Source organism: Amycolatopsis sp. cg13, assembly GCF_041346965.1.
In the GTDB taxonomy this organism is placed as follows: domain Bacteria; phylum Actinomycetota; class Actinomycetes; order Mycobacteriales; family Pseudonocardiaceae; genus Amycolatopsis.
Genome location: NZ_CP166848.1, coordinates 8,323,072 through 8,341,357, shown reverse-complemented (window position 1 = coordinate 8,341,357; position 18,286 = coordinate 8,323,072). Strand labels below are relative to the sequence as shown.

Genomic DNA, 18,286 nt, shown 5'->3' with positions numbered 1-18,286 from the left:
CGAGCGTAACGCGCCGGAAGCCCAGGTGACGCCGCTGATATCCCCGTGTCGGGTTAGGGTGGTGCGGGTGAACGACCATCTTGTCTGGATCGACTGCGAGATGACGGGGCTCGACCTCGGCAAGGACGCGTTGATCGAAATAGCCGCGCTGGTGACCGACGCCGACCTGAACGTGCTGGGCGAGGGCGTCGACATCGTCATCCACGCCGACGACGCCGAGCTCGACGGCATGCCGCAGGTCGTCCACGACATGCACGCCAAGTCCGGCCTCACCGAAGAAGTCCGCGCCTCGACGACCACGCTGGCCGAGGCCGAGCAGCGCGTGCTGGAGTACATCCGCGAATGGGTGCCGGACCCGGCCAGCGCGCCGCTCGCCGGCAACTCGATCGCGACCGACCGCGGGTTCATCGCCCGCGACATGCCCGCGCTCGACAGCCACCTCCACTACCGGATGGTCGACGTGTCGTCGGTCAAGGAGCTCGTACGCCGCTGGTACCCGCGGATCTACTACGCCAAGCCGGAAAAAGGCCTGGCCCACCGCGCGCTCGCGGACATCAAGGAGTCCGTCGGCGAACTCGAGTACTACCGCGCGATCGCCTTCGTCCCCCAGCCCGGCCCGACGAGCGACGAGGCCAAAGCCGCCGCCGCCGAAGTGCTGGAACGCCACCGAGGGTGACCCCCTGAAAAGCGCTCGCGGGCACCCGCTAGGATTGCTTCCAGCAAGGCGATCGCGAGATCTTTTTGCCAGATGGTGGCTATAGCTCAGCTGGTAGAGCACCTGGTTGTGGTCCAGGAGGTCGCGGGTTCGAGCCCCGTTAGCCACCCTTGCACCCCGGCTTCACCGAGATCTTTTTCGGAGAAGCCGGGGTTTTGTCATTTCCGGGGTACGGTGGCTATGCGGGTGTCGCGCAGGTCACTGCGGCTTCTGCGCTGCCCAACTGCCGTCGCGCTGGCTCCCGCTCGCCGGGTTCACCGTGGGTCACTGCGGCTGACCAGGGCGGTTGCCCCTGCGGGCCGAAAAGGGGACCCCCCTGGAACGGGGTCTGAACGCCCTGCTAATCTTTTCCACGTCGCCGAGGGAAACCACAGCGGCAGGAAGCACCAAGCGCCATTAGCTCAATTGGCAGAGCAGCTGGCTCTTAACCAGCGGGTTCGGGGTTCGAGTCCCTGATGGCGCACCCTCACTCCCCAGGTTCGAGAAGTTTTCGACCTGGGGATTTGTGCTGTCTGGGCGAGAGTCTTCCGGCTGCTGTCTGTCCATTGTAGTCTCCTGCGAGCCCGAGGGGAGCCCGAGAGCGCGAGCCCGATGCAGCGCCTGTGGGTGCCGAAAACTATGTCACATCATGCGACCTGCTGATATTCGTAGATCAGACCGCCAAGTCGACCGTGCCGACGTACCGATCTGGCCTCACGCATCCGGACCGGAGCCTGTCGTTCGGGCGGTCGTTGGCCCAAGGAGCGATGAGGTCGATGGTGGTTGAAGTGATCGACGTACTCGGCCAGGACCTGCTCGAGATGAGCCCGGTTGACGATAAACATCAGATCCAGACACTCGCGGCGAACGCTGCCCACCCAGCGTTCAGCGATCGCGTTCGCCCGCGGCGCCCCAACAGGACTGCGCAGGACATCGATGCCAACCGACGCGAATACCTCATCGAACGCAGTGGTGAACTTCGCGTCGCGGTCACGGATCAGAAACCGCAGACCGTCCACGCGACCATCAAGCTCCATCAGCACATTCCGGACCTGCCGAACCACCCACTCCGCAGTCGGACGAGCGGTCACCCCTGCACCATGGACACAACGACGGTCGTGTTCAACAAAGAACAACACGTACAACCGGCGCAGCAACACCGTGTCGACGTGGACGAAATCGACCGCCAGGATGCCCTTAGCCTGGGTAGTGAGGAACTGCTTCCATGTCGGTCCCGTTCGGCGCGGTGCCGGGTCCAAGCCTGCACCCTTGAGGATCGTCCATACCGTCGATGCCGCGACTGTGTGCCCCAGCCCGACGAGTTCACCGTGGATTCGCCGGTAACCCCATCGTGGGTTGTCCCGGGCCATCTCCAGCACCAACCGGCGGATCGCTGCCGCGACCGCCGGGCGCCCTGGTCGGCGTCGACAGGTCCACCGACGCCGCACTAACGAGGCGTGCCATCGCAAGATCGTCCGTGGCGACACGATCAGCGTCAACCGACGCCAGCTCGGCACCAGCCGCACCAACGCCGACAGCACAGCGCGATCAGCTCAGGTCAGATGCGGCCGCGTCACCTGGCGCCGCAGCACAGCCAACTGATGACGCAGCACGAGGATCTCCACATCCTTCACGGCTGCGGACCGCGCACACAGCACCAGCCACCCGAACACCCGCACCACCAGCAGATACAGAAACCTCATGACCACAACTCATGATCATCGACCACCGGGCAGTCACCCCATCAACCACCCGCCCACACGCCACGAATCAGCTGGTCAGAACCTATGACAGCGTTTCCAGCCCCCACAGGACCCGTCGGGTGCGATGCTCGATGACGAACGCTGCATACAGGCGCTTGAGCACGACGGTGTCAATGTGGAAGAAGGCGATCGCGAGAAGACACGCAGGAACGTGCGCCATGTGTCGCCGCGGCCGGTGGGTGGCGGTATTCGGTGGCTGCGCGGGATCCCGCGGATGGTGGAGGCGGCGATGCGGTGTCCGAGCCGGCGCAGCTCGCCTTGGATGCGGACCACGCCCCAGGTCCGGTTCTCCATTGCCAGGCGCACGATCAGCGTCGTGATCTCGTCACTGATCGGCGGGCGGCCCGGCGGTTTCGGTTGGCGCCACTGCCTGGACACGAGCCGACGATGCCATCACAGCAATGTTGCGGCGTGACCATGCGGCAGGCCCGCAGGGATTTCGGCAGGAGCCGGGCCAAGGCCGCGAGCACCGCCCGATCGGCCCAGTCCAGCCGCGGGCGAGGGTTGGTGCGGCTCGGAACGGCGACCTCGTGGCGCAGCGCCGAGTATCTCCGCGTCCTTGGAGGCTGAGCTCCGGGCAAGCAGCGTCAGCCAGGACAACACCTGGACTGAGATCCCGTACGACAGCCGAACAGTCACAGACCACCGATCAGCGAACGGCACAAACAGCAGGTCAAGGCTAGCGACCGAGTTCTCGACCAGGACACTCTCAAGCGCAGCGCTGCCCAGCAATCGTGCGCCGCTCGATCTCCGGCATTCTCACTTGTCGAGAACGTAACTGCCCGGTGCCTCTTCGAGCGGCCGGTACTCGGCGTTTCCCAGCACTGCCGGTGCGGGTTTCTCGGCACCGGAGCGATCGCGGAGCCAGCCGGCATAGTCCGGCCACCAGGAGCCCTGTTCGGTCGGTGCCGTCTGCCGCCATTGGGTCGCGTCGAGCCGGTTGTCGTCGGAGACCTGGTAGCTGGATTTCCGGTTGCCCGGCGGGTTGACCAGTGCGGCGATGTGTCCGTTGGTGGACAAGACGAACCGGACTTTGCCGCCGAGGAGTTGGCCGCTGCGGTAGCAGTTGACCCAGGGGCAGATGTGATCTGCCGAGCCTGCGACCACGTAGGAATCGACAGTGATCGAGGAGAGGTCGGCCTCGGTGCCGAGCACGGAAACGCCGCCGGGGCGGGCGAGCTTGTTGTGCAAGGCCGCGTCGACGAAGTCGCGGTGGAGGCTGGCCGCCATCCGCGTGGTGTCGGCGTTCCAGTAGAGGATGTCGAACTTGGGCGGCTGTTTGCCCTGCAGGTAGTTGTTGATCCAGTAGTTCCAGATCAGGTCGTTGGGTCGCAGCCAGGCGAACACCTCGGCGAGGTTGCGGCCGTCGAGGTAGCCCTTGCGCCGGGACTTGGCGACGGCCTGCGCCGCGGTTTCCTCGTTCATCGCCGCCGAGGTCACTCCTGCTTTGCTCTGGTCGATCATCGTGACGAGCAAGCTGAGGCTGGCCAGCCGGTCGATCCGGCCGACGGCGGCGCGGTGCGCGGCGGTCAGGCAGGCCAGCAGCCCGCCGGAACACGCGGCGACGACGTGCGCCGAATCCACGCCGGTGATCTTGTCGACGGCGTCGAAGGCGTCGAGGATCCCCTGCGCGTAGGCGTCGATCCCCCACTTGCTGTGCCGGGCATCGGGGTTTCGCCAGGAGATGACGAAGACCTGTTGGCCTTGCTGCACCAGGTACTCGATCAAGCTGCGGCCAGGCGCCAGGTCGAGAACGTAGTACTTGTTGATCGTCGGCGGGATGATCAGCAACGGCACCTCGTGCACCGTCTCGGTTTGCGGCCGGTACTGGATCACCTCCAGCATCGGAGTCCGCAGCACGACCGCCCCGGGCGTCACGGCGAGGTCGCCGCCGACCTGGTACGCCTTGGGATCCACCATGGACGGCACCCGAGGCGCACTGCTCATGTCGCGGATCAGGTTGCGCGGCCCGGTGACGAGGTTCGCGCCGCCGGAGTCGATCGCGGCCTTCCACGCCACCGGGCTGAGCAACGGATTGTTGCTCGGCGACGCCGCGTCGACCAGGTTGGACACCGCGAACTTCAGCTCCTCGGCGTCGGACCACTCCATCGGCACGTCCTCGACGAGCCCCTCCGCCGTCCGGCCTGTCGCGAGGTATGCCTGCACGACCCTGCGCAGCACCGGGTTCTGTGTCCACGCGGGGTCCGAGAACCGGCGGTCCCCGCGAGCCGGTGCGATGTCCGACCCGCCGACCGCGATCCGGCCCAGTTCGGCGGCCAGCGCGCCGAGACGCGTCGCAACCAGCCGCGGTCGCCGGGCCAGCGCTCCGGCGAACCGCAGCGACGCGGAACCAGGAAGCAGCCGGCGGGCGGCTCCGCTCGATGCCTGGGCAAGCACCTGGTCCAGCGGCGTGACTGCGTCCGGTGCCTCGTCCGAGCCCGCGCCCGTCATCGCGCACCGTCCGGGGACTGGATCTCCCGCTTGAGGATTTTCCCGGTCGGCCCCTTGGGCAACTCGTCCACCAGCCACACGTGTCGCGGATACTTGTACGCCGCGACCCGTTCCTTCACGTAGTCGCGCAACTCGCCGGCAGTCGCCGAAGCGCCCGGTTTGAGCGCCACCGCAGCGGCGACCTCCTCGCCGTGCGTCGGATGCGGGAGCCCGATCACCGCAGCCTCCAGCACGGCGGGATGCTCGTAGAGGACTTCTTCGATCTCGCGCGGGTAGACATTGAAGCCGCCGCGGATGATGAGGTCCTTCTTGCGGTCCACGATGAAGAAGAACCCGTCCTCGTCCTGGCGGCCGACATCGCCGCTGCGGAACCAGCCGTCCCGGATCGCTGCCGCAGTCGCGTCCGGCCGGTTCCAGTAGCCGCGCATGACGTTGTGGCCCTTGATCGCGATCTCGCCGACCTCGCCGGGCGCGACTTCGTTGCCGTCCAGATCCACGATCCGCATCTCGACGCCGTCGACCGGGAGCCCGATCGAACCGGCTTTCGCGTTGCCGGCACGGTTGAACGACGCGACCGGCGAGGTCTCCGACAGGCCGTAGCCCTCGAGGATCTGCGCCCCGAACTCCGCGGCGAAACCGCTGAGCACTTCGGCCGGCAACGCCGCGCCGCCGGACACGCACAGCCGCAGCGTCGAGGTGTCCGCCACGCCCCGGCCGGCCTGCAGCATCGCCACGTACATCGTGGGCACGCCTTGGAACAGCGTCACCGCGTCCCGCTCGATGACCTTCAGCGCGGCTGCCGCGTCGAACCGCGGAATCAAAGTCAGGCTCGCTCCTGCGAGCACCGCGACGTTGAGCGCGCAGGTCTGGCCGAAGGCGTGGAACAACGGCAGACAGCCCATGATCACGTCCTCGGTGCCAGCGTCGAACAGCGCCGCCGCGACCGCCGCATTCGCCCGCAAGTTCGCGTGCGTCAGTTGCGCGCCCTTCGGTGTGCCGGTGGTGCCCGAGGTGTAGAGCAGGACCGCGGTGTCCTCGTCGCGACTGACCGCTACGTCTCCGGTTCGGGGCCACAACGCGATCTCTGCCAGAGAGTCGTCGGCGACAACGACGACCGTCGCGTCCGCGGCAGCCGCGCCGGCGGACGCCTCCGGCTCGAAAGCCTGCCAGGCAAAGATGATGCGCGCGCCGGAATCGCTGAGATAGTGCCGTACCTCGCGAGACTTCAGCAGCGGGTTCATCGGCACGACAGTCGCTCCTGCGCGCAGCGCGCCGTAGTACAGGACCGCGAACGCCGGGACGTTGGGCAGCATGATCGCGACGCGGTCGCCGGGCCGAACACCATGGCCGCGCAGCCAACCGGCCACCGCCGCGCTCAAGTCGTCGAGGTCGGCGAAGCTGAGCACGGCGCTGTCCAGCCGGATCGCAGGCCGATCCGGAAACCGCGCCGCTGCATCGCTGAGATTGCTCGCGAGATTAGTCATCCTGCCTCCACCCGACCGCATGCCGCCATGACGTCCATCCTCGGCAACCTGCCGCCCGAGGCCGAGGTGGGCGGTCACCCGTTTCGCGCCGGAAATGTGTCGGCAACAACATCCACAACGCCAGTGCCCGCGCATAGCGTCGCACCGTGCCCCGTTCAGCCCAGCATCCAGCGAACGCGCCTGTCACCAGTCGGCTTCGGCCGCGCAAGACGTCCGGGTCGCATCGACGTCGGGGCGGCGGCTCAGGCCCCGCCATCGGCGAGGTGTCGGGCAACGTGCGGGAGGTGCTGGTCCGCGGTCGGCGGATACGCGTTTCCGTGCGCCCTGGCGAGGGCCGTCCCCTGGTGCTGTGCAACGGGATCGGGGCCAGCCTGGATTTGCTGCAGCCGTTCGTCGACGCGCTCGACCCGGGCATTCCGGTGATCCGCTTCGACGTGCCCGGCATCGGCGGCTCGGAGATGCCGGCGCGGCCCTACAGCTTCTTCACGCTGGCTCGGCTGCTCGGGCAGCTCCTCGACCAGCTCGGCGTCGGAGAGACCGACGTGCTGGGCATCTCCTGGGGCGGCGGCCTGGCACAGCAGTTCGCATTCCAGAATCCGCGCCGCTGCCGCCGGCTGGTGCTGGTGAGCACGGCCACCGGTTGTCTGATGGTCCCCGCCCGGCCGCACGTTCTCCGCAAGATGATCACCCCGAGGCGCTATCGCGACCCCCAGTACGTGGCGACGATCGCCGGTTCCGTCTACGGCGGAAGCCTTCGCGACGACCCGGCCCTGGCCCGGGTGCTCGCGGACGCGCACTCTCCGCTGACCACCCGCCGCGGCTACACCCTGCAGCTCGTCGCTGCGGCAGGGTGGACGAGCCTGCCGTTCCTGCCGCTGGTCCGGCAGCCGACACTGATCCTCGCCGGATCCGACGATCCCATCATCCCGCTCGCCAACCCGAAGATCATGCACCGGCTGCTGCCGCACGCGACCCTGCACATCTTCCCGGACGGTCATCTCGGCCTCGTGACCCGTGCCGAGGACCTCGCCCCCCGGATCACGAGCTTCCTCCGGCAGCCGAGCCTGTCGCCGGACGGACGATGACCTCATTCCTCCGTCAATGTGTCGCGCGAAGCCGGGAGCCGACGGTACGCCTTCAGGGCGACGAGCAGCTCGGCCGACGCCTCCGGATCGTCGAGCGAGCGCCCGGTGAGCTGCTCCATCCGGTGCAGCCGTCGGCGCACGGTGTTCGGGTGCAGGTAGAGCCGGTTGCCGGCCTCGGCCGCTGAGCCCTGGACCGAAAAGTAGGTCTCCAGCGTTTCCAGCAGCAGCTCGCACTCCCCCGCGGGGAGGTCGAGAATCGGGCCGAGGACCATCCGCGCCACCCGGTACGACGTGGTCGGCGAGCTGGTCACGAGCAAAGGCAGCGGCGCCTGGTCGAACACCGTCACCGACGGCTTCCCGGCGGTGGCGCTGGCCAGCGCGATCCGGGCCAGGTGCAACGCCTTGGAGGTGCCGTCCAGGGTCGAAAACACCGGGCTCACGCCGACCCGGCTCGTCGCGGCCGCGCGCAAGACGTCGACCAGCATGGTGACGGCCTCCGCCGACCGGAGCGTCACCACACCGACCTGGAACTCGGCGTGCAGCCGCCACGCCGACCCGATCCCCCGGACTGACAGCCGGGTCTCGATGTTGGGCAACGGGAGCTTGCCCAAGGACGGCGACTCGGCCGCGACCACCGCGAATGTTCCCTCGTACGGCAGGGACAGCAGGTCGGCTGCCTCCCATATGGTCGCGGTGTCGGCGACGCGGCCTTCCAAGATCGCGCCCACGAGCGCAGAACGCTGCTGGTCATCGCGCAGGAGCTGCTCGGTCTGCCCGTCCCGGTAGGAATTGATCATTTCGGTGGTGTATACCCCGAGCATTCGCCACAGCCGGGAGCCGATGTCGAGCAGGTCTCTGTCGGTGACCAGAGCGCTCTCGCGGGATTCGGCGACCGCGGTGTGCCACACCAGGTCGAAGCCGATCCGGTACGCGCTGAGCACGGCGGCGAGCGGCACGCCCTGCTCGGCCCGACGGCGGCCGGTCCGCCGCGGCGCCGCCAGGTCGAGCGGCTTCCCGCCCTCGAGCTGCGAGATCAAGAACTCGATGTTGTCCCGAAGGCTCTCGTCCAGGTCTTGGCGGTCGACCAAGTCGCCGGACGCGTAAACCTCGACCTGCGAGCTGATCCGGTCGGCGACCTCTGTGATCAGGCTGCCGATGTTCGCGGACAGTCGCTTGGCGAGTTCCGTGACGTCGGAATCCGGCGCTGGATTCGGCATCGCCCGAGCATAGGGCCATCGATGTGGTCGGCGCCCACCGTCGTGTCCGCCGGAGGTGGTCGGCCGCACCCGTCGACCGGTCGTCCGACACCATCTGAGGGCGCTCCGGTCGTCACTCCGTCCGGCGGCGCTCCAGCCAAGTCAAGGCTTCCTGCCGGCTTTCGTACAGATGCGGCGACAGCCCTCGGCCGGTGAGCTGATCGGCCAGCTTGAGCCGGAGGAAGGCGCTGGTGGTGTAGCGGGTGACGTTTTCGTAGTAGCGCTCGGCCAGCCGCCGGACGACGGCGCGGTACTGGTCGGTCAGCGCCGGGTCGACGGAGAAGTTGTCGTAGTTGACCACCATCTGGACCTTGCGGCCGAGGGCGGCCAGCCGTTGGTCGACTTCCCTCGCGATGGCGTCCACTTCGTCCGCGGTGCGAAGCGTCATGCCTTCCAGGTTCAGGAAGAACAGGTTGCGCGGTTCGTCGTAGCCGAACCTGGCCTCCAGCGGGATGGTCAGCAGGTCGTCTTTGATCCCCATCGGATCGTCGGCGAAGATCCGCGCGTCCATCAGCTCGGGTTCGCCGTCGATGATCGGCTCGAACTCGATGTGCGCCAGCACGTCCTTGGCCAGGTCGATGCCGGGCGCGATCTCGGTCAGCTGCAGGCCCTGCGGGGTGAGCCGGAAGACGCACCGTTCGGTGATGTAGAGCACCGGCTGGCCGGCCTTGACCGCGTATTCCCCGGAGAAGGTCCGCTGCTGGACCTCGGTCAGGAATTTCGGCGCGGCCACCCCATCGGTCACCGCCAGCCGGCCGTCGCGCACCTCGGTGCGCGACGGCGCCAGGAACGTGCCAAGGAAATACACCGCCTTGGAGTTCTGGCTGATGTTGATGAAGCCGCCCGCACCGGCCAGCCGCGGCCCGAACCGGCTGACGTTCACGTTGCCTTCGCGGTCGGCTTGGGCCATTCCGAGGAACGCCGCGTCCAGCCCGCCGCCGTCGTAGAAGTCGAATTGCGACGGCTGTGCCACGATGGCGTGCGGGTTGAGCGCGGAGCCGAAGTCCAGGCCGCCGGTCGGCATGCCGCCGATCACGCCGGGCTCGGCGGTCAGCGTCAGGTACTCGAGGACCTGCTCCTCGGCGGCCACCGCGGCGACGCCCTCCGGCATCCCGATGCCGAGGTTGACCACCGCGTTCGGGCGCAGCTCCATCGCCGCCCTGCGGGCGATGATCTTGCGGGTGTCCAATGGGATCGCCGGCACCGAGGACAGCGGGACGCGCAGCTCGCCGCTCATCGCCGGGTTGTAGGCGGTGCCCCAGGTCTGGGTATGGCGCTCGGGCGCGGTCGCGACCACGACGCAATCGACCAGCACGCCGGGAATCTTCACGTCCTTGGGGCGCAGGCCGCCGGCTTCGGTCAGCCGCTCGACCTGCACGATCACCAGGCCGCCCTTGTTGTGGACCGCGTTGGCGACCTCGAGCGCCTCGAGGGTCAGCGCTTCCTTCTCCATGGTGATGTTGCCCTGCGGGTCCGCGGTCGTGCCGCGCAGCAGCGCGACGTCCAGCCGTTCGAAAGCCTTGTAGAACAGGTATTCCTCGCCGTCGATCTCCATCACCCGGATCCGGTCCTCGGTGGTGATGTCGTTGACCTTTCCGCCGCCGTTGCGCGGATCGGCGAAGGTGCCCAGCCCGACCTTGGTGAGCACGCCGGGCTTGTTCGCGCCGGTGTCGCGCAGCAGATGCGCGATGACTCCCTGCGGGATGTTGTAGGCCTCGATCTTGCCGTCGACCGCGAGCCGCTGCAGCTCCGGGGACATTCCGTAGTGGCCGCCCATCGACCGCTTGAGCATGCCCTCGTGGCACAGGTGCAGCAGGCCCCGGTCGCCGCGGTTGCCCTGCGCGACCGCGAACACGATGCTCAGGTCGCGGGGCGAGCCGGACTTGAGGAAACGGTCCTCCAGCGCGAGGACCAGCTCCTCGGCGTAGCAGTGGCCGGCGAACCCTTCGACGACGATGTAGTCGCCGTCGCGGATCAGCCGCACGGCTTCCTCGGCGGTGACGACCTTGTCCCGGATCGGCGAGCCGGCGGACGGCGAGTCGGCGGTGATGGACATCCGTGCTCCTCAGCTGAGCCGTTCGATGATCAGTGCCATGCCCTGCCCGCCGCCGACGCACATGCACTCCATGCCGATGCCTTTGTCGTGCGCGGTCAAGCTGTTGATCAAGGTGGTGGTGATGCGCGCGCCGGTCATGCCGAACGGGTGGCCGAGCGCGATCGCGCCGCCGTTGACGTTGAGCCGGTCGATGTCGATGCCCAGGTCGCGGTAGGTCGGGATCACCTGCGCGGCGAAGGCCTCGTTGATCTCGACGAGGTCGATGTCGCCGATGCTCATGCCCGCGCGCGCCAGCGCCTGCCGGCACGCCTGCACCGGCCCCAGCCCCATGATCTCCGGAGACAGGCCGCTCACCCCGGTCGCCACCACCCGGACGAGCGGCGTGACGCCGAGCGCGCGGGCTTTGCGGTCGCTCATGACCACCAGAGCCGCGGCGCCGTCGTTGAGCGGGCAGCAATTGCCGGCGGTGACCGTCCCGTCCGGGCGGAACACCGGCTTCAGCCCGGCCACCCCGTCCAAGGTGACGCCTGGGCGGGGACCGTCGTCGCGGTCCACCACGGTGCCGTCCGGCAGCGTCACCGGGGTGATCTCGCGGGCGAAGAACCCGCTCCGGATCGCTTCCTCGGCCAGGTTCTGCGAGCGCACGCCGAATTCGTCCTGCTCGGCCCGGCTGATGCCGCGCAGCGCGGCCACATTCTCGGCGGTCTGGCCCATCGCGATGTAGACGTCGGGCAGCAGGCCCTCGCGCCGCGGATCGTGCCAGCCGGACGCGTCTCCCGCCGCGGCCGTCGCGGTGCGCGCCGCGGCGTGCGCGAATTTCGGGTTTTGCGTGTCCGGCCAGGAATCGCTGCTGCCGGCGGCCTGCCGGCTGACCGTTTCGACTCCGACGGACAGGAAAACCTCGCCCTCGCACGCCTTGATCGCGTGCATCGCCATCCGGGTCGTCTGCAGCGACGACGCGCAGTAGCGGGTCAGCGTCGCGCCCGGCAGGTGATCGAAGCCGAGCAGCACCGACACCACCCGGCCCAGGTTGAACCCGCACTCGCCGCCGGGCAGGCCGCAGCCGAGCACCAGATCGTCGATCTCGGCCGGGTCCAGTTGCGGCACTTGGTCCAGCGCCGCGCGCACCACGGTCGCGGCGAGATCGTCGCCGCGCACCTCCGTCAACGATCCCTTGAACGCCCGTCCGATCGGCGATCGGGCCGCGGCGACGACAACAGCTTCCGGCATGGGGAATCGCCTTTCGCTTCAGGCGAATGCGCCGACGCCGGTGATGTCCCGGCCGACGATGAGGGTCTGCATGGTCTCGGTGCCCTCGTAGGTGTGCAGCGCCTCGAGGTCGCACATGTGCCGCATGACGTGGAAGTCGAGCAGGATGCCGTTGCCGCCGAGCGTGTCGCGTGCCGCGGCGAGCACCTTGCGGGCCTTGGTGGTGTTGTGCATTTTCGCCAGCCCGGCGAGCGTCGGGCTGAGCCGGTCTTCCGCCGCGAGCTTGGCGATCTGCACGCAATACAGCTGCATCGCGGTGATGTCGGCGAGCATGTCCACCAGCCGCTGCTGGACGATCTGGAAGCTGGTCAGCGTCTTCCCGAACTGTTTGCGCCGCTTGGCATAGGTGAGCGCGGCGTCGAAACCGGCCACCGCGTGCCCGAGCGAGGAGAACGCCACTTCCATCCGGGTGCCTTCCAGGACTTTGCCGCAGTCCTTGAAGCTGTTCGCGTGCTCCAGCTTGTTCTCGACCGGAACCCGCACGTCGGCGAGGGTGATCTCGGCCTGGTAGATCGCCCGCAGGGACACCTTGCCGGTGATCACCTTCGCCTCGTAGCCGGTGGCGGGCCGCTCGATGACGAAGCACTTGACCTGGTTGTCTTCGGTGTCGCGGGCCCACAGGCACACATAGTCCGCCGCGGCGCCGTTGCCGATCCACTTCTTGCGGCCGTTGAGCACGTAGTGATCGCCTTCGCGGCGGGCCGACGTCTCCAGCGCGACCGAGTCGGACCCGTGGTCGGGCTCGGTGAGGGCGAACGCGCCCAGCTTGTCCAGCTTCGCCATCGGCGGCAGGAAGCGCTGCTTCTGTTCTTCCGAGCCCAGCTTGTAGATCGTCTTCATGGCGAGGCCGCAGTGCACGCCCATGAAGGTGCCGACACTGCCGTCGCCGCGGCCGAGTTCCATCGAGATCAGTCCGGCCGACAGCGGGTCCATCGGGGGACAGCCGTAACCGTCGATCGTGTCGCCCACCAGGCCGAGCTCGCCCATCCGGCGGAAGAGCGGCATCGCGAGCTCGGCCCGCTCCCAGTAGCCGTTGATGGCCGGCACGACCTCGGTGTCGACGAACTGCCGCGTCCGCGTCAGGTAGTCGCGCTGCTGTGGCGTCAAACCCTCCCGAATTCCGAAGAAGTCGGTGCCCAGGGCGTCCGCGATGTGATCCTGCAACTCCATGCTGGCCTCCGATACCGGGTTCCGGCGTCGCTGCCGGCGCCATGCCGCCGCTCACGGATAGACATTTCCTCGCCGTGACGCCGCGGTAAAGATGGCGAACGACCATGCCAGCGCGAATCTGTGGTGGCGGCGCACCGCCGGGCCCGGCTGCCGCGGCGGTAGCGTCCGTTCGCGAGAGTGCCGCTCGCCGTCGTCGCGGCCGTCCCTCCGCACGCGTGCGGCGCCCATCGTGGGAGGTGCAAGGTGTCGGACATCAAGTCAGTCGCGGTGATCGGCGGCGGCTTCATGGGCGCGGGCATTGCCGAGTCGACCGCCGCCGCCGGAATTCCGGTGGTGGTGCGCGACCTGCCGGAGTTCCTGGACGCCGCTCGCCGGCGCGTGGATGCCTCGCTCGCCCAAGCCGTCCAGCGCGGCAAGCTCGACGAGGCCGCCCGCGACGCACTGCGCTCGCGCATCTCGTTCACTGCGGACCTGGCCGATGCCGGCGGCGCGGACCTGGTCGTCGAGGCGGTGCCGGAACGGCTGGAGCTCAAGGTCGGGATCATGCAAGCGCTGGACGAGATCGTCGGCGAGCACGCGATCATCGCGTCCAACACCTCCTCCATCCCGATCGCCCAGCTCGGCGGCGCGGTGCGCAATGCGGATCGAGTGATCGGAGTGCACTTCTTCTCGCCGGTCCCGGTGATGAAACTCGTCGAGGTGGTGTGCGCGCTCGACACCAGCCAGGAGACCGCTGACAAGTGCATCGCCTACGTCGAGCAGCTCGGCAAGCACCCGATCGTCACCAAAGACCGGTCCGGCTTCATCGTGAATTTCCTGCTCACCCCGTACCTGATGGGCGCGGTGCGGATGTTCGAAGAAGGATTCGCCAGCCGCGAGGACATCGACGCCGGGATGAAGCTCGGCGCCAACCACCCCATAGGCCCGCTGCAGCTGTGCGACTTCATCGGCCTGGACGTGCTGAACTCGGTGTGCAACTCGCTTTACGAGGAGTTCAAGCGCGAAGAGTACGCCCCGCCGCCGCTGATGAAACGCATGATCGCCGCGGGCCGGCTCGGCCGCAAATCCGGCCGCGGCTTCTACGAATACCCCTGAGCCGGCCGCCTGCCGCGCCGCTCGGGCTCAACGTGAGCACGCCGTGCGGCGGCTTGAACGGCTGCGGCAGGCAGAACAGGGACGCCAGCCGGTGCACCGCCAACGGCCTCGGCGTCGGTTGGTCCGCTCGACGCTCGCGATCGCCTGGGCCAGCCCGCGCTGCCGCTGTCAACAACTGAGTCGGCTTGTGGCGGACGAGCACGGCCACGGGCTCTGCGGTGCCCGCGGACACCTCCCCGTGCGCCTGCTCGGCAGTGATCATCCGCTGCGCGCGGTTGCGCGCTAACACCAGCGAGCGCAGCCAGGTGTACATGGTCGAGACTCTGTTCCTCCAGGTGATCAAGTACACGACATGGACCGGCCCCCACGTCAGATACCCCGCCAGACCGGTGAATCGCATTGCCGAACGCGTTCGCCACCACCGCGTTGTACCCGACGGTCGCCATGCTGCCCTTGTCGAAATACCGGAACCTCGGCACCCTGCTCTCCGTCCAGCCGCGCTCTGATCACGTCGGCGACGTACTTGCCTTCCTGGATGGCCGGCTCCGCAACCCCCGGCAGACCCTGCGGCGCCACCATGTCACCGATGGCGAATACCTCGGGACGGCCCGGCAGCGTGCAGTCTTCGTTGACCGCCACCCGGCCCGCCCGGTCGGTCTCGCCGCCAGCCGCCTCGGCCAGCATCCCGGCCACCGGCGAAGACTGCACCCCCGCGGCCGAGATCTTGGTTCGGCAGGCGATCCGCTGCGCCTCGTCCGGGCCCTGCACGGTGATGCTCTCGGCGTCCATCGCCGTCGCCGCCGCGCTCAGCCGCACCTCCACGCCCATCTTCTCCAGATGCCGGCGGGTGCAGTCGCGCAGCTTCGCCGGAAACGGCCCGAGCACCGCCGGTCCCGCCTCGGCCAAGCAGCACCCGCACCTCCTCGCGGGTGTCGAAACCCGTCAGCTCGCCGAGCACTACCCGGACGTCGGCCTGCTCCTTCACCACTCCGCGCAGCGCGGGTCCGATCAGCCTCTCGGACAAGATGCCAGTCGCGACCTGGTATAGCAGCGGCTGGAACAGGTGATGCTTGGTCCGGTCGACGAGGGTGATCTCGACATCGACCCGTCTGGGCGTTTTGGTGACCGCGACGCCGCCGAAGCCCCCTCCGGCCACCACCACCTAATGAGGCCGCCCGGCCATCACTTGTACAGAACGAGAGTCTCGGCCACCAGCGCCGGACGCTGCGATCCGGCCAGCTCGACCGTGACCTCGAAAGCCGCCTCGACACCACTGGAACGCTGCCTCGCGTCGACCAACGCGACCACGCCGCGGACCCGGCCGCCAACCGGTACCGGAGCGGTGAACCGGACCTTGTTCAGCCCGTAGTTCAGCCGAGCGGCCAGCTCGTCGACGTGCACGGTGTCGGCGAGAAACTGTTGCGCCAGCGACAATGTCAGGTATCCGTGCGCGATCGGGCCGCCGAACGGACCCTCCTTCGCCTGCTCCGGGTTGACGTGAATCCACTGATGATCGCGGGTCGCATCGCCGAACTGGTCGACCTGATGCTGAGTGATCTCATACCAGCCGCTCTCGCCCATCGGCTTGCCGACAAGTTCCAGCAGATCGGCCGGTTTGCTGACGTGAGTGGCCATGGGCGCTCTCCTCATCGAGTTCCTCGGCTGCATCGACGTGACCGAACTTCGCGCACGAAGGCCGCTGCGGGCAAGGTCGCTGGGAACCACATTGCGCGCCTTTCCCGGTGCGGCGTCGACCACGCACCGGTGCTTCAGGTGCCAGGGACCGACCGAAATAGCACGCGGCTGCCTACCGACTCGTCATGTTCTCCAGCTGTTCGATGATCGCGACGGTGACTGCGGCCGGGTCGACGTCGGCGTCGACGATGCGCAGGAGTCCACGGTCCGCGAACATCGCGAGCAGCGGCTCGGTCGACCGCCGGTAGACCGCGACCCGGTTGCCGATCACCTCGGCGGTGTCGTCGGCGCGGCCTTCGACCTCGGCCCGGTGGAGAATTCGGTCTACCAAGACCGGTTCAGGAACCTCCAGCGCGATCGCGACCTCAGGTGCGGTGTCCATTGCGAGCAGCGCAGCGGCCTGCGGCTCGGATCGCGGGTAACCGTCGAGAAGGTAGCCCCGGCCCTGCGCGGCCGCGGTGATCTTGGGATCCATGAGTTCGATGATCAGGTCGTCGTCCACAAGCTCTCCGCTGGCCATGATCTGCGCGGCGCGGCGGCCGAGGTCCGAGCCGGCCGCGGCTTCGGAGCGAAGCAGGTCGCCGACCGACAGGTGCACGATCCCGAACCGCGCGGCCAACCTCGTCGCCTGGGTTCCTTTGCCGCAGCCGGGCGGTCCCACCAGCACGATTCTCACGAGTGGCCGCCTGCCGCTCGGAAACGTTCGCGTGAAGCCGTGATCTCGGCTTCGGCGTCTGCCCGGCCGGCCCAGCTGGCGCCCTCGACACTCTTGCCTGGTTCGAGTTCCTTGTAGATCTCGAAGAAGTGCTGGATCTCCATCCGGTCGAACTCCGGCACGTGGTGGATGTCTCGCAGGTGCTCCAGTCGCGGATCAGCGGCCGGCACGCACAGCAGTTTGTCGTCGCCGCCCGCCTCGTCGGTCATGCGGAACATGCCGACGGTCCGGCAGACGACAAGGACTCCGGGAAACAGCGGTTCGCCGGTCGTAACGACCACGGCATCGAGCGGGTCGCCGTCCAAGCCGAGCGTGTCCTCCACAAAACCGTAGTCCGCGGGATACTGGGTCGCAGTGAACAACGTCCGGTCCAGCCTGATGCGGCCGGAGCCGTGATCGACCTCGTACTTGTTGCGGCTGCCCTTAGGCACCTCGATCAGGACGTCGAACTCCACGATTGCCCCGCACCATGTCGTGTCGGATACGCTGCCTTGACTTCCGCAAAGGACCATGCCCCGCAGGCCGCGGACGGTAAAGGTTCTTCTGGACCATCCTGCCGAGAACTTCCGGTGCCGCAGCACTAACGCCGGGACTGGCAGAGGACCAGCAGGCTTGAACCCTGTACCGCTTCAAAACTCGATGCGGGCCGATGACCAGCGGTAATGTCGACTAGGTTCACGCGGCTCTTCGGTACTCGTTGATCACGCCGCCCAGCACACGACGGCGGATCTGGGCATCCAGGTCCTGCAATACGGTCCGGTTTTCGTCGTTGGGTGCCGTTGCGCCCGTGACTGATGCGGGCGGTGTCCGTTGCAGTGGCCGACGTATTCGGTCAGGACGGCATGCGCATGCCGAGCGTGGTAGATCAGGAGTCGGTCAGTGCACTCGGTGCGGGCGGTGCGCACGAACCGTTCGGCGCAGCAATTCGCCCTCCGCGCCTGCGGCGGTGTCCTGACGATGTTCACGCCCCCGCTGCGGAACACCTCGCCGAACGCCGGCGTGAACTCGGCATCCCGATCTCGGACGAGGAAACAGAACGCACTGATCCGCTCCCCGAGGCCCACGGCCAGATTGCGGGCGGCCTGCGCGACCCAGCCACCGGTTGGACGGGCTGTGACACCGAGAAGATGCACTCGACGGGTGCGGATCTCCATCACGAACAAGACGTACAGCCGACGCAGGAAAATCGTGTCGATATAGAAGAAGTCGCAGGCCAATAGTCCGGCCGCCTGCGTGCGCAGGAAGGTTCGCCACGAGGTGTTCGCCTCACGCGGCACCGGACCGATCCGGTGGGCTCGCAAGATCCGCCGGACGGTGGCTTCACCGACGCGATAGCCCAGCCGCACGAGTTCGCCATGAACCCGCCGGTATCCCCAGCAGGGATTCTCCCGTCCGAGATGAAGCACGATCTCGCGTACTTGTGCGCTGATCGGAGGCCGGCCAGACCGATTCGGACACCGCCACTTCCACGCGACCAGATGGCGATGCCAGGCCAACAAGGCGCCCGGCGTGACGATCCGAGCCATCCTCACCCGCCGGGGAAGCAGCCGAGC

The 18,286-nt window shown here is 67.9% G+C and carries 17 protein-coding genes and 2 tRNA genes; 6 read left to right on the top strand and 13 right to left on the bottom strand.

Translation table 11 applies throughout. From position 1 onward, the window contains the following. Positions 1-67 precede the first annotated feature (67 nt). The 3 genes from orn (at position 68) to AB5I40_RS39095 (ending at position 1,178) form a co-directional block, all read left to right on the top strand. On the top strand, positions 68-676 hold the full coding sequence (gene orn, locus AB5I40_RS39105) for an oligoribonuclease (protein WP_344287297.1): 609 nt from the start codon (positions 68-70) through the stop codon (positions 674-676). A gap of 75 nt (positions 677-751) precedes the next feature. Continuing rightward, positions 752-824, top strand: a tRNA-His gene (locus AB5I40_RS39100). Positions 825-1,105: 281 nt separating this feature from the next. Further along, a tRNA-Lys gene (locus tag AB5I40_RS39095) sits at positions 1,106-1,178 on the top strand. Positions 1,179-1,341: 163 nt separating this feature from the next. Here AB5I40_RS39095 and AB5I40_RS39090 read toward each other — a convergent pair. Together AB5I40_RS39090 and AB5I40_RS39085 are read right to left on the bottom strand one after the other, a co-directional pair. Next, positions 1,342-2,064 (bottom strand): integrase core domain-containing protein, encoded by a 723-nt coding sequence (locus AB5I40_RS39090; RefSeq protein WP_370940697.1) that lies wholly within the window; start codon positions 2,062-2,064, stop codon positions 1,342-1,344. A gap of 183 nt (positions 2,065-2,247) precedes the next feature. Beyond that, positions 2,248-2,397, bottom strand: a complete 150-nt coding sequence (locus AB5I40_RS39085; protein WP_370935182.1) for a hypothetical protein — start codon at positions 2,395-2,397, stop codon at positions 2,248-2,250. A 124-nt stretch (positions 2,398-2,521) separates the two neighbouring features. On the opposite strand from AB5I40_RS39085, the gene AB5I40_RS39080 reads away from it, so the two are divergent. Then, positions 2,522-2,872, top strand: a complete 351-nt coding sequence (locus tag AB5I40_RS39080; RefSeq protein ID WP_370935181.1) for a hypothetical protein — start codon at positions 2,522-2,524, stop codon at positions 2,870-2,872. A 344-nt stretch (positions 2,873-3,216) separates the two neighbouring features. On the opposite strand, the gene AB5I40_RS39075 is transcribed toward AB5I40_RS39080, so the two are convergent. Together AB5I40_RS39075 and AB5I40_RS39070 are read right to left on the bottom strand one after the other, a co-directional pair. Beyond that, positions 3,217-4,908 (bottom strand): PHA/PHB synthase family protein, encoded by a 1,692-nt coding sequence (locus tag AB5I40_RS39075; protein ID WP_370935180.1) that lies wholly within the window; start codon positions 4,906-4,908, stop codon positions 3,217-3,219. After that, complete coding sequence (locus tag AB5I40_RS39070; protein WP_370935179.1) at positions 4,905-6,392, bottom strand: long-chain fatty acid--CoA ligase; 1,488 nt, start codon at positions 6,390-6,392, stop codon at positions 4,905-4,907. The genes AB5I40_RS39075 and AB5I40_RS39070 overlap by 4 nt, the downstream gene beginning before the upstream one ends. Before the next feature lie 275 nt (positions 6,393-6,667). Here AB5I40_RS39070 and phaZ point away from each other — a divergent pair, with 275 nt between their 5' ends. Continuing rightward, the gene (phaZ, locus tag AB5I40_RS39065; RefSeq protein ID WP_370935178.1) at positions 6,668-7,477 is read left to right on the top strand and encodes a poly(3-hydroxyalkanoate) depolymerase; all 810 of its coding nucleotides are present in this window, start codon (positions 6,668-6,670) and stop codon (positions 7,475-7,477) included. A 2-nt stretch (positions 7,478-7,479) separates the two neighbouring features. On the opposite strand, the gene AB5I40_RS39060 is transcribed toward phaZ, so the two are convergent. From AB5I40_RS39060 to AB5I40_RS39045, 4 genes are all read right to left on the bottom strand, one after another. Then, positions 7,480-8,694, bottom strand: a complete 1,215-nt coding sequence (locus AB5I40_RS39060) for a PucR family transcriptional regulator (RefSeq protein ID WP_370935177.1) — start codon at positions 8,692-8,694, stop codon at positions 7,480-7,482. Between the two features lie 112 nt (positions 8,695-8,806). Beyond that, a complete protein-coding gene (locus AB5I40_RS39055; protein ID WP_370935176.1) occupies positions 8,807-10,789 on the bottom strand; it encodes an acyl CoA:acetate/3-ketoacid CoA transferase in 1,983 nt (660 codons plus the stop codon). A 9-nt stretch (positions 10,790-10,798) separates the two neighbouring features. Then, positions 10,799-12,019 carry an acetyl-CoA C-acetyltransferase gene (locus AB5I40_RS39050; RefSeq protein ID WP_370935175.1) on the bottom strand — a complete coding sequence of 407 codons (1,221 nt, stop codon included), beginning with the start codon at positions 12,017-12,019 and terminating at the stop codon, positions 10,799-10,801. A gap of 18 nt (positions 12,020-12,037) precedes the next feature. Beyond that, the gene (locus AB5I40_RS39045) at positions 12,038-13,228 is read right to left on the bottom strand and encodes an acyl-CoA dehydrogenase family protein (RefSeq protein WP_370935174.1); all 1,191 of its coding nucleotides are present in this window, start codon (positions 13,226-13,228) and stop codon (positions 12,038-12,040) included. A gap of 243 nt (positions 13,229-13,471) precedes the next feature. Between AB5I40_RS39045 and AB5I40_RS39040 the strand changes: the two genes are divergently transcribed. After that, positions 13,472-14,323 carry a 3-hydroxyacyl-CoA dehydrogenase family protein gene (locus tag AB5I40_RS39040; RefSeq protein ID WP_370935173.1) on the top strand — a complete coding sequence of 284 codons (852 nt, stop codon included), beginning with the start codon at positions 13,472-13,474 and terminating at the stop codon, positions 14,321-14,323. Between the two features lie 369 nt (positions 14,324-14,692). Here AB5I40_RS39040 and AB5I40_RS39035 read toward each other — a convergent pair whose 3' ends face one another. The 5 genes from AB5I40_RS39035 to AB5I40_RS39015 form a co-directional block, all read right to left on the bottom strand. Then, positions 14,693-15,229, bottom strand: coding sequence for an FAD-dependent oxidoreductase (locus AB5I40_RS39035; protein ID WP_370935172.1), 537 nt, complete (start codon positions 15,227-15,229; stop codon positions 14,693-14,695). A 276-nt stretch (positions 15,230-15,505) separates the two neighbouring features. Beyond that, positions 15,506-15,958 (bottom strand): MaoC family dehydratase, encoded by a 453-nt coding sequence (locus AB5I40_RS39030; protein ID WP_370935171.1) that lies wholly within the window; start codon positions 15,956-15,958, stop codon positions 15,506-15,508. A gap of 172 nt (positions 15,959-16,130) precedes the next feature. After that, positions 16,131-16,694, bottom strand: a complete 564-nt coding sequence (locus AB5I40_RS39025; protein WP_370935170.1) for an adenylate kinase — start codon at positions 16,692-16,694, stop codon at positions 16,131-16,133. After that, complete coding sequence (locus tag AB5I40_RS39020; RefSeq protein WP_370935169.1) at positions 16,691-17,188, bottom strand: inorganic diphosphatase; 498 nt, start codon at positions 17,186-17,188, stop codon at positions 16,691-16,693. Before AB5I40_RS39020 ends, AB5I40_RS39025 begins: the two co-directional genes overlap by 4 nt. A gap of 246 nt (positions 17,189-17,434) precedes the next feature. Continuing rightward, positions 17,435-18,259, bottom strand: coding sequence for an integrase core domain-containing protein (locus AB5I40_RS39015; protein WP_370935168.1), 825 nt, complete (start codon positions 18,257-18,259; stop codon positions 17,435-17,437). Positions 18,260-18,286: the final 27 nt, after the last annotated feature.

Coding starts and splice junctions, on each gene's coding strand:
- AB5I40_RS39080 (WP_370935181.1), top strand. CDS start 2,522: ATGCTCGATGACGAACGCTGCATACAGGCGCTTGAGCACGACGGTGTC.
- AB5I40_RS39060 (WP_370935177.1), bottom strand. CDS start 8,694: ATGCCGAATCCAGCGCCGGATTCCGACGTCACGGAACTCGCCAAGCGA.
- AB5I40_RS39050 (WP_370935175.1), bottom strand. CDS start 12,019: ATGCCGGAAGCTGTTGTCGTCGCCGCGGCCCGATCGCCGATCGGACGG.
- AB5I40_RS39030 (WP_370935171.1), bottom strand. CDS start 15,958: ATGGCCACTCACGTCAGCAAACCGGCCGATCTGCTGGAACTTGTCGGC.
- AB5I40_RS39055 (WP_370935176.1), bottom strand. CDS start 10,789: ATGTCCATCACCGCCGACTCGCCGTCCGCCGGCTCGCCGATCCGGGAC.
- AB5I40_RS39085 (WP_370935182.1), bottom strand. CDS start 2,397: ATGAGGTTTCTGTATCTGCTGGTGGTGCGGGTGTTCGGGTGGCTGGTG.
- AB5I40_RS39070 (WP_370935179.1), bottom strand. CDS start 6,392: ATGACTAATCTCGCGAGCAATCTCAGCGATGCAGCGGCGCGGTTTCCG.
- AB5I40_RS39075 (WP_370935180.1), bottom strand. CDS start 4,908: ATGACGGGCGCGGGCTCGGACGAGGCACCGGACGCAGTCACGCCGCTG.
- AB5I40_RS39045 (WP_370935174.1), bottom strand. CDS start 13,228: ATGGAGTTGCAGGATCACATCGCGGACGCCCTGGGCACCGACTTCTTC.
- AB5I40_RS39015 (WP_370935168.1), bottom strand. CDS start 18,259: ATGGCTCGGATCGTCACGCCGGGCGCCTTGTTGGCCTGGCATCGCCAT.
- AB5I40_RS39090 (WP_370940697.1), bottom strand. CDS start 2,064: ATGGCCCGGGACAACCCACGATGGGGTTACCGGCGAATCCACGGTGAA.